Raw genomic sequence first — 13,959 nt, forward strand, 5'->3', positions numbered from 1 at the left:
GTTCTCAGACACGCCCTAGAGTAAAACAAGCATCACCTAGGTCAACTGCGGCAGACCATCCAGCTGCTGCTTGAGCGCCTCCACTTCCCCAGCGCTAAGATCAAGCTGCGGCGCTCGCATAAAGCCGGCATCTATGCCGCGAAGCTTGAGCGCCTCCTTGAAAAAGGACATATTCGCGCCGCTTCTCAGTACCTCGCAATATTGAATCGCGACGCGCTGCCATTCGCGTGCTTTATCCAAATCTTTCGCCTGGTAAGCGTTGTATACCGCCACAAACGGCTCCGGGTATACACACGACACACCGGATATTACACCGTCACAGCCCATAGCAAGCGCCGGCAGGAACAAACGATCAGCTCCTTGCATCACGGAGAAATCGCCGCCTTTTATGGACAGGTATTCATTCGTTCGCAGAAAATCCGGATAGCTGTATTTAACGCCGACTACGTTGCCGCAGCGCTCTGCTACTCTCTTTGCAACCTCCGTTTTGAGATCATTGGATGCGCATTGCGGAATATTGTACAAGTAGACGGGGAAATCAGCGGGCAAACTGGACGCCACCGTCACATAATATTGCTCCAGCTCTGCATCGTTTGCTCCAAGGAAAAACGGTGTGACTACACCAACACCGTCAGCCCCAATCTGATGGGCATGCTGTGCCAGCAAGATCGTATCAGCCTGCGTTGCCGCACCTGCATGAATAAATACGGTAACTCTTCCCCCCGCTGTCTTCACTACCGTTTCCGCAACTGCATTCCGCTCGTCAACCGACAGCCGCACCATTTCTCCGGTCGTCCCCAGCGGGAACAGGCAGTGCACGCCTTTGGAAATCAGAAACTCGGTCAGCGCTTCTACCTTCGCTAAATCGACATGTCCTTCTTTAGTGAATGGCGTCACCATCGCGGTCGTCACACCGTACAAACGTTTCATCGTGCCAATCCCTCTTTCTAATTATGGTTTAGTTAAGGCTGCAAGTTAACGAAGCAAATGAACAGGATCCTTGCCTGCAAAAATATCCAGCAGCGCTTGCGCCGTATCCAGGCCAACCCGATAATACGTCTCTGTCGTTTCCGCTGCGGTATGAGGCGTTGCAATCAGCTTCTCCAGCTCAAAAAGCTTATTGTCCGCCGCTACCGGCTCCTGCTCGTACACGTCGATTGCTGCTCCAGCGATGCTGCCCTTTTTCAATGCCTTGTACAGCGCCTGCTCATCTACGAGAGCCCCCCGCGCCGTATTGACGAAATAGGCAGCCGGCTTCATCCGTTCAAATTGCTGGTCGCTCATCATATGATACGTTTCCTTCAAACTAGGCAGATGCATGCTGACGACATCGCTCTGAGCGAGTACTTCATCGGAGGAAACAAGCTTGACCCCGAGCGCCTTCGCCTTCCCTTCATTCGGATATTTGTCGTAAGCGATGATCTCTACATCGAAGCCCTGCAGCTTCTTCGCTACCATCTGGGCAATGTTGCCGAAGCCAAGCAGCCCGACGGTACGCTCCGCCAGCTCTAAGCCGACGGTACGGTCCCAGTACCCGCGTCTTGCCGATCGCTCAAGCGTCGGAATGTTGCGCAGCATCGACAAAATCAGCCCAATCGTCAGCTCTGCAACCGCATTGGCGTTGCCGCCAGGCACATTCGCCACCTTGACACCGTATTCCTTCGCCTTCACCAGATCAATATTGTCAACGCCAACGCCGAAGCGGGCAATGCCCTTGAGCTTTGGCGCCAGCTTAAAAATCGCTTCGTCCCATGTATCTACGCCAGCCACGACTCCGTCGATATCTGCAACAAGCGGAGCCAGCTCCTCAAATGTATGGGGACGGCCAAGCTTGTTCTCGATAACTTCGCAGCCTGCCTCCTCAAGCATCTGTTTCGCATCGGCGCATAGCAGCGAATAGTTCGTCGCTGTCACTAGAACTTTATGCTTTGTGCTCATTATTTGACTCCTCCAACGGTCATCCCGCTAACCATATATTTTGATGTAAACAAATACATAATAATGACTGGAATGGAAGCGATAATCGAGCCGCCCATCAGCGGTCCCCAAGCGAATACATCGCCAACGATCATATCTGACAGACCAAGCGTAATCGTCTTGTCGCTCGATTTCGTCACAATGACGAGAGCATATAAATATTCACTCCAGCAAAGCGTGAAAGCAAAGATGAAGGTTGCAGCAAGCCCCGGGGCAGCAAGGGGAAAAATAACGCTCCACATCGTACGCGCCCGGCTGCAGCCGTCGATCATCGCCGCTTCCTCAATCTCACCCGGAATCGATTTAAAATAGGAGACGAGCATCCAAGTTGCATATGGAATTGTAATCGTAGGATATATAAGCATGAGGCCATAAATCGAATTGCTCAGCCCAATCGCATTCACCAGCATATAAAGCGGAATAAACAGCACCGCTCGCGGCATCAAGTAGGCGTACAAGATTCCTCTGGATATAAAGCCGCGGCCCTTGAACTGCAATTTGGAAATGGCATAAGCAGCCAGCATGCTGAACAAAATCGATAGAAAAGAAACGATCAGCGATACGTATAGACTATTTTTAATATTCGATAAAAATCCCTTCTCCGTAAGCAGCTTCTCATAAGCGGACCAACTGAACACTTGCGGCCAGAAGGACGGCGTCATATTATAGATTTCCCCCTGCGACTTGAAGGACGTATTCAGCATCCAATACAGGGGGAACAAAGCAAAAATCAATAAACACGCTAACGTTCCATAGACGAGAACCTGTTTGCCGATAGATTTATTTTCCATCCTTTATCACCTAATCTCTGGATGAAAGCGAGCGCTTCGTCACGTAGTTGATCAGCAGGATCAATGGCGGCATCGTCATAATGGCGATGGCAATCGCTTTCCCAAGGCTCATATTCAAAAATCCGATCGTATAGCTTAGCGTAGAAAGCACCTGTGTCGCATTGGCTGGGCCTCCACGCGTCAGCAGCCAAATAATTTCGAAATCGTTCAAGGTCCAAATCGTAGTCATCACTGCAGCAAGTATCGTTACTTCCTTCACCGATGGCAGCGTCATATGCCAGAAACGCTTGACCGCGCCAGCCCCGTCCAGCATAGCTGCTTCATACATTTCCTTCGATACGGTCTGAAGCCCAGCTAGTATTGCGATGCCCATAAAGGGGATGCCCCGCCATACGTTAACCAGAATGACCGAGAACATTGCAAGATCCGGCCTTGCCAGCCAGCCAAGCGGTTGATCGATCAGATGGACTTTCAATAGCAGGAAATTCAGCACTCCGCCAACATCGGAGTAAATCCACTGCCAGGTAAATACCGATACGATAGTCGGGATCGTCCAAGGTAAAAATAAGAGGACACGGAACGTATTGCGGAAAATGATCTTTTCATTAAGCACCAGCGCCATAATCATGCCGAATACTGTTTTGAATAACACGGCTACGCCGGTAAAAACAACGGTATTCCACGTCGCTTTCCAGAATGCCGAATCCTGCAGCAGCTCCAAATAATTGCCGAGCCCGATAAAAACCGCATCCGCTCCTACGACTTTATTCGTAAAGCTTAGATAAAGCGCCCAGCCAAATGGCAGCACCATAACCGCAAGCAGATAAATCAATACCGGGCTCATGAGGAAATAAGCCAGTTTATTGTTTTGGTTTGTATTCAAGCCTCATCCCGCCTTACTTAAAGGCATTGGAGGGCCAGATACTCTGGCCGTCCGCCGCCGAATTAATAACAGCTTACTTTACAAAAGCTTATTTGCTGTAAACCTCTTGAATTTTAGCCTGCATATCTGTGATAGCCGCTTCCGGCGTGTAGCTCGTTTCAAGCAGCAGCTTCTGGAACGTATCGTTGACGATGCGAAGATTGAACACTTCCCCCGCCTTCGCATTGTACTCGCCAGGATAGCCGAGGAAATTAAAGCCAGCAACGGATTCAACAAAGGCTTTGTTTTTCTCGTCTTGCCATACCGCTTCCTTCGCCAGCTCGTCATATACGGGAGCCGTCAGTGGAGCACCCTTCTCAATCCATGATTTATACCAGTCTTTATCCAGCATGTAGGAGATGAATTTTTTAGCCAAATCCTTGTTTTTCGAATCTTTGAAAATGCCGAGATTGTTGCTGATGCCTGGAATAAAGGTGCCTTTAGGACCGGCCGGATAAGGCGCGATACCGGTTTTTTCATACAAGTCCGGGTTGTCCTTCTTGATCGTCGCGAGCACGCTGCCCGTGTTAAAAATCATCGCTGCTTGTCCGCTCAAATAAGCTTTATTGTTGCCTGCATCATCCCAGCCGATTGCACTTGGCGGCGTGCTTTTATCCGTTAAGAAAATATCACGGATAAACGAAGCGGCCTGTACCGTTTCCGGCGAATCCGCAATGACCGTTTTGCCGTCCTGCGTATCGACAGATCCGCCGTAGGACCAAATAATGCCGCGAGTCAGAAACTCGGCGTCGGAGTTTCCTTTGCCATAGCCCATCCCGATGCCATATAGGCCTTTACTCGTATCTGTCAGCTTTTTGCCCATTTCCCTAAGCTCGTCCCATGTTTTTGGAGGCTCCGTATAGCCTGCATTAGCGAGCAAATCCTTGCGATAGTAAAGCACCTGCGTCTCGGTCCAGAAGGGCACACCATATTGCTTGCCGCTGAACGTTATCGCTTTTTTCGCATTTTCATTAATGGCGCTTTTGCCTTGCAGGCTGGCAACCACATCACTTACATCCTCCAAAACGTCTTTTCCGTAAAACTGGCCAATTTCCTGATAGCCGAAAAAGGATACATCCGGTACCGATTTGGATTCAATGGCCGCCGTCCACTTAGGATAAAAATCCTCGTAGGCAATCAGCTCCACATTTACATTCACATTGTTTTCTTCTCCAAATTGCTTAGCACGCTCTGTAATTAACGTGTTTTGATCATCAAACAGCTGCTTCTTCATCCAAAAGGTCAATGTAGGCTTCTCGCCGCTGCCCGATTGCGCCGTCGAACCGCTGTTATTCGCCGTTCCCTGATTGCCCGCATTACCGCAGCCTGCCACGACAACTGTCAATAATGAAACCGCCACTGCTTTTTTCAATCCGTTTTTCATAGAAATGCTGACCTCCCGTTTCGCTTTTTTTCACGTACAGCATCATCTTAGTTGAAGCGCTTTCATGCTTCTGTCCCTATCTTAATTCGAATGGTTAAAAGATAATATGACAACAATTTAATCGAATGATACAAAATTAACACGATTCCACTAAAGCCTTTTTACGGGGAAAAATAGTACAAAAAAACAGCACCGCTCCATCGCTCGGATTACGGCGCCGCTGTTATGGCATTCTCTATTTCGGCTACTTGCCGCCCTCCAGCCTTTGCCGGAACTCCTGGGGCGTCAGAGAATAATATTTTTTGAACACCTTATTGAAATAATTCGGGTTCTGATAACCAAGCTGGAGCGCGATTTCATAGCTTTTCAGGCTTGGGTTTGCCAGCATCGACGCTGCCAGCTCCATCTTGAGCCGCAGCACATAATCGCTCACATTTTCGCCCGTCGCAAGCTTGAAAATCCGCGATACATGAACCGGATGCATAAACAGATAATCGGCGATCGCTTGCAGCGTCACATCGGTGACGAGATTTTTCTCAATGTAGCTGCGGATTTTGCCTACCGTTATTTCACGGTCATTTCTCGTATCATTTTCCATGCTTTGCCGCAGCAGCCGGAAAGCGCCGTCTATCCAGCTTTTTAATGCCGTAATGGAGCGGCTTGGCAGCAGCCCGCTCATATCCGATAAACCGGAGCCGATCATCTCCGCCAGCTCCTGCCCGTTTTTGTGTGCGAAGGAGCTGAACGAGGAATAGATGGAGAAAAACACTTCCATCAGATGCTCCGGAGAATCCGGCCAGCCTTGGTTCAGCTCACTCCAGATGCCGCTGAGCTTCTGCTCAGCCATGTCCCAGCTGCCCGATTCCATTAAATGAATGAGCATCGGCGGCTCGTAAAGCCGCTGGAGTGAATGAACCGGCAACTGACGGGCGATATCGCTGGCGACATGGATAAACAGGCCGCTTTGGCTGCCAATCTGCCGACGCAGCGCCAGCAAGGCATCCTCATACCGCTGCTTGACATCATCCGGGAACAGTCCCCATTGGCTGACGAGTACAGAAACCTCACCTCTTAAATAATGATTGACGCTGAGCTGAAGCTGCGAGGCTTTGAGCTGGAGCTCTTCATCAAGAGCTTTGCCATCTTCTGATAAGCCGGACAGCGGCTCCCCATTCTCCTCTTGCTTTTCCCCAATAGGCGGCTCGTCAGTGCTTTCTGAAATTTCCGTAACGACGCCAACCAAGTAGCCGTGAATGGTTTTGCATGTCCAGAGGCGGAAGCGCTCCTCGAACAGCTCCTCCGCCATATTGCTGACGGCATATTCCATCAGGGACAGACTATAGAAATCCATCTCCGTCAGCTTGCCCTCCAGCCGTACGAGCATCAGCGCAAAGCGTTGTCCCATGGCAACCGGAATTTTGAGCGATTCCAGCTTTTCGGGCAGCCGCTCCGCCGAATATTTACGTCCCTCCAGCAATTCATTCAAGAGCTCGCCCTGAAGCTTCGGCAAATTCTCTTGAAAGGCTCTTGCTACGCGCTGATGGAAGCTCTTCTCGTCCAGCTCTTTTTTTAATGCCTGAACCGCCCCACTCACCTTTTCTAAAATGAGGTCGTCACTAATCGGCTTTAATAAATAGTCATACGTTGCATGGGCAATAGCCTGCTGCGCATAAGCAAACTCGGCATGACCGGACAACAAAATGCATTTAATCCGCTTCCAGCTTCTGCGCACCTGCTGGAGCAGCTCCAATCCGCTGATGCCCGGCATCCGTATATCGGTTATTAGAATATCGATCGTATTCGTATTTAAAATTTCCAGAGCCTCTACGCCGGAATAAGCCTTGAACACAGCCCCGATGCCGATTTGCTCCCATGGAAGCGTATCGGCAAGGCTGTCCACTACGCTCGCCTCATCGTCCACAAGCAATAGTCTAAATGCCAGCTGCTTCTCCATCACACTTCCTCCTTGTCCTCCCAAATGATTTCCGTACGAAAGCCGTCCAGCGGCGAAGGTGAAGCAGAGAACTGCAGTCCCGATTGTCCGCCATATAAATGGGCCAGCCGCTGATGCGTATTCCAGAGGCCGCATCCAGTGTGCTCATCCAACGGGAGAGCGAGCGACATTCGCAGCTTGACCATCTCCTCCTTCGTCAAGCCGCTGCCATTATCATCAATAATGAGCCGGTTCAAGCCGTTCTGGCGCAATCCTTTAATATGAACAATACCAAATTGCAGCTGGCTTTCAATTCCGTGGACAACCGAATTTTCCACAATGGGCTGAATGAGCAGCCGTGGTATTTGCAAATCCATCATCTCCTCAGGAACGTCGATTTCATAGTGCAGACGCTGGATACGGAGCTGCTGAATGATCAAATAGTTTTCCACCAGCTTAAGCTCCTCTCGAACCGTCGTCATGCTATTTTCCATCCGTGTCGTGTAGCGATAGTATTCGCCTAAATTCAGCGACATGGCCACGACTGCCTCCTTATCGCCGAGATTCGCCATATTTTTAATATAGAATAAACAGTTGTATAAAAAATGGGGGTTGATCTGCGATTGAAGCTGCTTCAGCGTCGCTTCCTTGGAGCGCAGCGTCTCCATGTACACCTTGTCGATCAGCTCCTGAATCTGCTCGGCCATCTCATTAAAGCTGCTGAACAGAAACTCAAACTCATTGTTGGGGCGCTGCTTCAGTCGGGTGGAAAATTGCCCGTCCTTGATACGCTGCACTCCCCGCACCAGCAGCACAATCGGACGCTGAACATTGCGGTACAGCAGCAGGGTAGACAGAACGCCGAGCGCCATTAGCAGGGCTATCGAAATATAAAACAGATTGCGGCTCGTATTAATCGGTGCGAATACGCTGGCAAGCGGCACAACATCGACCAAATACCAGCCGAGGCTTGACGATTGGATATAATTCACAATATATTGCTGGCGGTTAATTTCAAGATTGAGACTGCCGCTGCCCGCGAGCTGCAAGCTTTCCAGTTGCTCCATCGCCTGCGTAACAAGCCGGTAGTTGCCGTTAAAGCCCATGATCGGCGCTTCGCCGGGATGATAAAGAAAAGGCTCGCGCGCCTCATCCTGCTGGAGCGAATTGAGCATATTTTTTAAATTGGCATCGGTGAAGCGTACCTCCACATACAAATTCGGCATGTCCGACTGCTGCATGCGGCTGAACAGCATTTCCTTAATGCCGAACGTTGTCGCATATTCATGAACCCATTTGCCCATATCTCTGGCTTCGAGCTTCTGCTCATCATAATGGGCCGAATAATCCGTCGAGATCAGCTCCTTGGTGTCGCGCAAATATAAAATTATTTGGTTCGTCCAGGCACTCGTCGTCGTTTGCATATTCAGCATATCCACTAGGCGCAAGTGGCGCTGGAGCTGGATTAGCTCATCATTTTTCCCCCGGCCCTCCACATACTCCCGAATGCTGTAATCGCGGCTTGCCGAGGTGGAGTGCTTCACAAGCTGGTCTACCATCATATCGAGCTGGCTCATAAAAAAACCAAGACGGTTAAGATTCTGCTCCTTGATCGTCGTCTGCACCACATCTACGCTCACTTGGTTCGAATAGCCGTAAAGCAAAATAATCGGGATGAGCAGCGCAATAATCAAAGCTATCATTTTCCGAAATGTCGTCATCTTCATCGCTTTTCCTCCGCCTTATGTGATAAGTCCAGTCTCCTTGCCTGCTGCGGGTCACGGGAATCAACGCCATTCTACCATCATTTTCGGGTAAAAGAAAACGCTTACCTAATCTTGCATAAATAGAAAGGAAGGTTCACTTGAATAAAATCGCATATAAAAAAGGCATCTTCCGCACAAATAGCTTGTGCAAAAAATGCCTGTTTCCTTATTCATAATAAATGATTGCTGCTTATTATTTTAGCGCCGCTTGGATTTGGTCGAGCACCAAATTAATCGCTACCGGACCATAATAGGCAATCCACAAATTCGTATCCTCTTTGTAAACATGGCCGTTTTGGACGGCTTTCATGCTTTTCCAAATGGCCGAGCTTTCGAATTCCTTCGTCAGCTCCAAATTGCTGCTGTCCTCCATCAGAAAGAGATGGTCGGCCTCCAGCTCAGGAAGCTTCTCGAGCGACAGCGACACACTGCTGTTCTCTGCATCTACCGCCATTGCAGGCGGAGTCAGCCCCAGCTCATTGTACAAAAGCGCGGCTGTACGGTGGGACGTTGTATGCAGCCTCACAATATTGTCACGCGGTCTTAGCAGCGCAAACGTCTGTCCTTTGTATTTTTCGGACAGCTCGGTTTTCAGCCCGGTAATTTTGCTATTGTATTGATCCAGCACCTGCTGCGCTTCCTGCTCCTTGTCCATCATGAGGCCAAACGTCTGCAGCGTTGTCTGCCAATCCTCATTGCGTTCAAAAATAAGCGTCGGCGCGATTTTGGTCAATTGGTCGTATATTTTATCCTGAAACTCCGTACCAATAATAATGTCCGGCTCAAGAGCAATAATCGCTTCCACATTAGGCTCATCCTTCGTGCCGAGCGTAACGACATCTACCAGCTTGCCCGCCATGTAATCCGGAAATTGCGATTTTTCGGATTCTGTCACCACGCTGCCGGAAGGCTGCTCCCCAATGGCAATGAGCTGATCCATGAACTGGGTATCCAGCACAGCAATTCGTTGCGGCGTTTGCTCCAGCTTCAGCTCGCCCTTCATATGAGTAATGGTTCGCGGGGCACTTTCCTTCGAGCCCATGTCGGTTACGTTTGGCGACGCAGTTATGCTATTGGATGGAGCTGACGCTCCTCCTCCTGTGCTCGTGTTCGTGACTGCCGCGCCTGAGCATGCAGCCAGCAGCAAGGTTAGACTAAGCAGCAGACTGACCGTCCATCCTGCTTTAAAGCTTCTGTTTGTGTACATCGTCCCAGCACCCCTAAAATGGTATTGATAATGATTTTCATCACTACCTTTACCACTATACGGACGCCGCTTCCTTGCAGCAATTGCATATCGCGACAACCCGGATGGATTATGACGACTGTCCGCCACAGGCTCACCGGCGATTTTAAAGCTGCTCGGGGAGGAGCCCACATGCTTTTTGAAAATGCGGCTGAAATAATAGCTGTCCGGATAACCAACCGCAGCTGCTATTTCCTTCAATGAAGCATCTGTACCTAAAAGCAGCTCTCTCGCTTTCAGCATCCTCACTTGAATCAAATAATCGATAGGCCCCGCCTGATAGCGGGCTTTAAACAGGCGCTGCAGCTGCCTTGGGCTGCAATGAAGCAGCTCGGACAACAGCGCAAGCGTTACCGCCTCGCCATAATGCTCATCCAAATAACGGCTGGCCTGCACAGCGATATCCGGCACTGCCGCTGCAATCTCTTGGTGATGCAGCTGCCCCAGAAGCTCGCAAATGAGCTGGTAAAACAGCGATTTTGTCCGCAGCTTCTCCAAAGCGCCCGCTTGCTTCCATTCCTGCTCCATGCGGATGATTTTCAAATAAATAGCGGCATGATGCAGCGGCGCAAAGCCATATTGCATGTGAAACGGCTTGCTGCGCTCCAGCAGCTGCATAGACTCCTTACGTACAGGCAGCGGTAACGACGCTTTATAAAATATAAAATAATATTCGAGTGAACCGGAGGTTGGCTCCATATCAAGAAACGCCCCTTGCCTGCATGGCAAAGATAACAGGACTCGGCGCAGTGCTCCACTCCATCAAGCATGATCCGCCCCTGCCCCCGCGCGGTAAAAAGAAAAGCGCTCGCAGGCAGCTGATACGAGCGCAGCTCCTCACCTAGCTCCAGCACCGCATGCCGGATATCAAGCACCTTGAGGGAGGCTTGGTTCCACAAATGTATGTGTTCATTCAAATTCATCGCCTTTGTTCAACTCCTATGGATCAAATCGGTCAGACCGTAAAGCACCTCTCCCCATTATAGTGATAACAATTCTCAGAGTCGAATCTTAGATGTTAGGAATACAGCACAAAAAGCCGTCAAATCACTCATAGATTCGACGGCTTTTTATTAATTGGACGGTTTTTAATGGTTAAAAAAGTTGTTCTTGTTGTTCTTGTTGTTCTCTCTTCTTGTCTTGACTTTTCTTTAACTGCAGGCGGAAGTATGTTTGAGTTGATTGGACTTTTGGTAGTTCAGACGAATGTAACTCAGCCTATGGCTAGTTTACATGAGTGGAACGGACAACGGCCAGGCAACCAAGCATACTGGAGCATCAACCAAACATACTGGAGCATCAACCAATCATACTGTAGCGAATCATACTGCAGCAGCATCCCATTCTTGCTTGAGACCCATAGGCTCCTCTTGGAACAGCCTTGCATCCATCAGCTTGAGCTCCGGTGCAATAAGCGGCTCAAACGCCAGCAAATCAAGAATATCCCGCTGCAAATCGATTCCCGGGGCAATCTCGCAAAGCATCAGACCGCGTGCCGTAAGCTGGAACACCGCTCGCTCCGTAATAAAAATAACTTCCTTGCCATTTTGCGCCGCCTCGGCGCCGTTGAAAGAAATGTCAGCGAGCGCGGGCACGATTTTGCGGAAGCGTCCTTCCTTTGCAATGTCGACCTTGCCGTCATTTACTTGAACAGAGAGGCCGCCAGCGGTAAAGGTACCGCTGAACACGACTTTTTTTGAGTTTTGGGCAATGTCGATAAAACCGCCCACGCCCATAATTTTCCCATTGAACTTATGAACGTTCACATTGCCTGCTTGGTCTATTTCAGCAAAGCTCAGGAAGCTGACATCCAAACCGCCGCCATCATAAAAATCGAACTGGTACGGCTGGTCAAGCACCGCCCGAGGGCTGATCGTCGCGCCAAAAATAATGCCCTTCGCTGGCGTGCCGCCAATCGGACCCAACTCCACCGTAAACGTCAGCGCTTCGCCAACGCCCTCCTCGGCTGCTACATATCCAACACCATCGGAAATGCCGACACCCAGATTGGCTACGGCTCCAGGGAATGCCTCCATGAGCGCTCGCCTTGCGATAATTTTGCGTTCGGTTAGCTGCAGTGGCTCGATGCCACCCTGCGCGGCAAGCAAATCGCCGCTCATATAGCGGTTGCTTTCCGTCTGGTACGTCTGCATTTGCTCTGGAACGACGACGACGGCGTCGACCAGGAAGCCGGGAATTTTAATCGTTTTCGGATGCTGCGAACGAGCTTGAACCATTCGCTGCACTTGTACGATGACGATGCCGCCGCTATTTTTCGTAGCCTGTGCAATGCTGAGCACATCCAGAAATGTCGGTTCATCCTCCATCGTAATATAACCGTCTGTATCGGCCGTCGTGCCGCGAATAATCGCAACATCCGGCTTAATCGACGGATAGAACAGCCATTCCTTGCCGTCGATTTCCATCAGGCGGACAAGCTCCTTCGTCGTGCGCTCGTTAAGCTTGCCGCCTTGCTGGCGAGGGTCAACGAATGAGCCAAGTCCAACATGGCTTATAATACCAGGATGCCCCGCTGCCGTGGAACGGAACAGCTGTGTAATGACACCTTGCGGGAAGCAATACGCTTCAATTTGGTTCCTCTCAGCCAGCTCCGACATCCGCGGCGACTGCCCCCAATGCCCGCCAATCGCTTTGGCGCATAAGCCTGCAATCGCAATCGGGCTCATCCCTCTATCTGCCCGGTCACCGAGACCGGTTGTGTGAAGATAAGTCAGCCCGCTTGGCTGCTGTTCTTTATGATAGCGATCAGCGAGTGCTTCAATAACAGCAGTCGCCTCGACAATTCCGCCGCCGGCGCCGCTAAAGGCGACCGTAGCTCCGTCAGGAATGAGGCGCACGGCCTCATCGGCGGTCAAAATGGGAACCGGACCCGTTCTTTTTTTCAAAGTTGCATTAGACATGATGGAATTCTCCTTCTTCGGCTGCTTTCGTCTGTGCTGCTGTATAGGTCGAGCAAATCAGCGGTTAGAATGTTACACTTTTTGGACTGTATCGGCTGCAAAAACAGGAGGACGCTTCTCGAAGAAGGCCTGCATGCCTTCCTTAAAATCTTCGCTTTCCGCTACCTTTTGCGAAATATCGAGCTGCGTTAAATCAAGCCATGACTGCTCTGGCATAAAAATGCGGGTAATCGCTTCCTTTACAGCGCGTACGGCCGAGCCGGATTTTGCGGCAATTTCCTCTGCCCAGCGATAGGCCAGCTCATAAGCGGTTCCTTCGTTTGCAATCTCGTTGACTACGCCCAAGCTAAGCGCTTCCTGCGCACTCATCGGCTTGGCAAGCAGCATAAACTGCATCGCTCTTCCTGCTCCGATGAGACGAGTGATGCGGTAGGCGCTGCCACTTCCCGGGAATGACCCAATGTTTACCTCTGGTAGTGACAATACAACATGAGGTGCAGCTACCCGCATATCGCAGCTAAGCGCCCAGTCGAAACCGCCGCCATAGGCAGAGCCGTCCAGCGCGGCAATCGTTGGTATCGGAAGGACGGATAGGCGGGTGCGCAGCCGGATCTCGCTTTCCATTTTGTCGCTGACATACGTATCTTTTTCCAAATGCTGCTGTATTTCATTCATGTCCGAGCCCGCCGAGAAAACTTTGCCATTATGGGTAAGCACGACTGCGCGCAGCTCCCCATCCGACTCAATGTCGGCTAAAATCTTCTCAAGCAGGGCAAGCCCGTTATTCGTCCCCAAGTTCAGCGGAGGGTTGTTGAAGCGGATAATTCCGATACGGCCTTCCTTGTGAAATTCAATTCCCGGATTTGCTGACATGACAAAAACCACCTTAATATGAGATTATTAATTATATTTTGCTGTCCATTTGAACAGCTGCCGTTCGTCATTAGATCGATCTAATCTTTCCATTGATTATAAAAAAACGGCATCCCCCCTGTCAACAGCTGGATAGGGAATCTATA

General features: G+C 50.2%; 10 protein-coding genes. All 10 read right to left on the bottom strand.

Going from position 1 to position 13,959, the window contains the following annotated elements:
• Nucleotides 1-36: 36 nt before the first annotated feature.
• Nucleotides 37-930: a dihydrodipicolinate synthase family protein gene (locus ABEW34_RS30860; RefSeq protein ID WP_430165349.1), complete on the bottom strand. Its 894-nt coding sequence runs from the start codon at nt 928-930 to the stop codon at nt 37-39.
• Nucleotides 931-975: 45 nt separating this feature from the next.
• Nucleotides 976-1,938 (bottom strand): phosphoglycerate dehydrogenase, encoded by a 963-nt coding sequence (locus ABEW34_RS30865; RefSeq protein ID WP_430165351.1) that lies wholly within the window; start codon nt 1,936-1,938, stop codon nt 976-978.
• Nucleotides 1,938-2,768 (bottom strand): carbohydrate ABC transporter permease, encoded by an 831-nt coding sequence (locus ABEW34_RS30870; RefSeq protein ID WP_430165354.1) that lies wholly within the window; start codon nt 2,766-2,768, stop codon nt 1,938-1,940. The genes ABEW34_RS30865 and ABEW34_RS30870 overlap by 1 nt, the downstream gene beginning before the upstream one ends.
• 10 nt (nt 2,769-2,778) lie before the next feature.
• Nucleotides 2,779-3,651 (bottom strand): carbohydrate ABC transporter permease, encoded by an 873-nt coding sequence (locus tag ABEW34_RS30875; protein WP_056037300.1) that lies wholly within the window; start codon nt 3,649-3,651, stop codon nt 2,779-2,781.
• A gap of 88 nt (nt 3,652-3,739) precedes the next feature.
• Entirely contained in the window at nt 3,740-5,074 is a 1,335-nt protein-coding gene (locus ABEW34_RS30880; protein ID WP_430165358.1) for an ABC transporter substrate-binding protein, read from the bottom strand.
• A gap of 244 nt (nt 5,075-5,318) precedes the next feature.
• Nucleotides 5,319-7,028 (bottom strand): response regulator transcription factor, encoded by a 1,710-nt coding sequence (locus tag ABEW34_RS30885; RefSeq protein ID WP_430165361.1) that lies wholly within the window; start codon nt 7,026-7,028, stop codon nt 5,319-5,321.
• A complete protein-coding gene (locus ABEW34_RS30890) occupies nt 7,028-8,734 on the bottom strand; it encodes a sensor histidine kinase (protein WP_430165364.1) in 1,707 nt (568 codons plus the stop codon). Before ABEW34_RS30890 ends, ABEW34_RS30885 begins: the two co-directional genes overlap by 1 nt.
• Before the next feature lie 232 nt (nt 8,735-8,966).
• Complete coding sequence (locus ABEW34_RS30895; RefSeq protein WP_430165367.1) at nt 8,967-10,718, bottom strand: ABC transporter substrate-binding protein; 1,752 nt, start codon at nt 10,716-10,718, stop codon at nt 8,967-8,969.
• Between the two features lie 623 nt (nt 10,719-11,341).
• A complete protein-coding gene (locus ABEW34_RS30900) occupies nt 11,342-12,940 on the bottom strand; it encodes an acyl CoA:acetate/3-ketoacid CoA transferase (RefSeq protein WP_430165370.1) in 1,599 nt (532 codons plus the stop codon).
• Nucleotides 12,941-13,012: 72 nt separating this feature from the next.
• Nucleotides 13,013-13,813: an enoyl-CoA hydratase/isomerase family protein gene (locus ABEW34_RS30905; RefSeq protein WP_430165373.1), complete on the bottom strand. Its 801-nt coding sequence runs from the start codon at nt 13,811-13,813 to the stop codon at nt 13,013-13,015.
• Nucleotides 13,814-13,959 lie beyond the last annotated feature (146 nt).

This window comes from Paenibacillus algorifonticola, assembly GCF_050481745.1.
GTDB classification, from domain to species: Bacteria; Bacillota; Bacilli; order Paenibacillales; family Paenibacillaceae; genus Pristimantibacillus; species Pristimantibacillus algorifonticola_A.

Coding starts and splice junctions, on each gene's coding strand:
- ABEW34_RS30860 (WP_430165349.1), bottom strand. CDS start 930: ATGAAACGTTTGTACGGTGTGACGACCGCGATGGTGACGCCATTCACT.
- ABEW34_RS30865 (WP_430165351.1), bottom strand. CDS start 1,938: ATGAGCACAAAGCATAAAGTTCTAGTGACAGCGACGAACTATTCGCTG.
- ABEW34_RS30870 (WP_430165354.1), bottom strand. CDS start 2,768: ATGGAAAATAAATCTATCGGCAAACAGGTTCTCGTCTATGGAACGTTA.
- ABEW34_RS30880 (WP_430165358.1), bottom strand. CDS start 5,074: ATGAAAAACGGATTGAAAAAAGCAGTGGCGGTTTCATTATTGACAGTT.
- ABEW34_RS30885 (WP_430165361.1), bottom strand. CDS start 7,028: ATGGAGAAGCAGCTGGCATTTAGACTATTGCTTGTGGACGATGAGGCG.
- ABEW34_RS30890 (WP_430165364.1), bottom strand. CDS start 8,734: ATGAAGATGACGACATTTCGGAAAATGATAGCTTTGATTATTGCGCTG.
- ABEW34_RS30895 (WP_430165367.1), bottom strand. CDS start 10,718: ATGGAGCCAACCTCCGGTTCACTCGAATATTATTTTATATTTTATAAA.
- ABEW34_RS30900 (WP_430165370.1), bottom strand. CDS start 12,940: ATGTCTAATGCAACTTTGAAAAAAAGAACGGGTCCGGTTCCCATTTTG.
- ABEW34_RS30905 (WP_430165373.1), bottom strand. CDS start 13,813: ATGTCAGCAAATCCGGGAATTGAATTTCACAAGGAAGGCCGTATCGGA.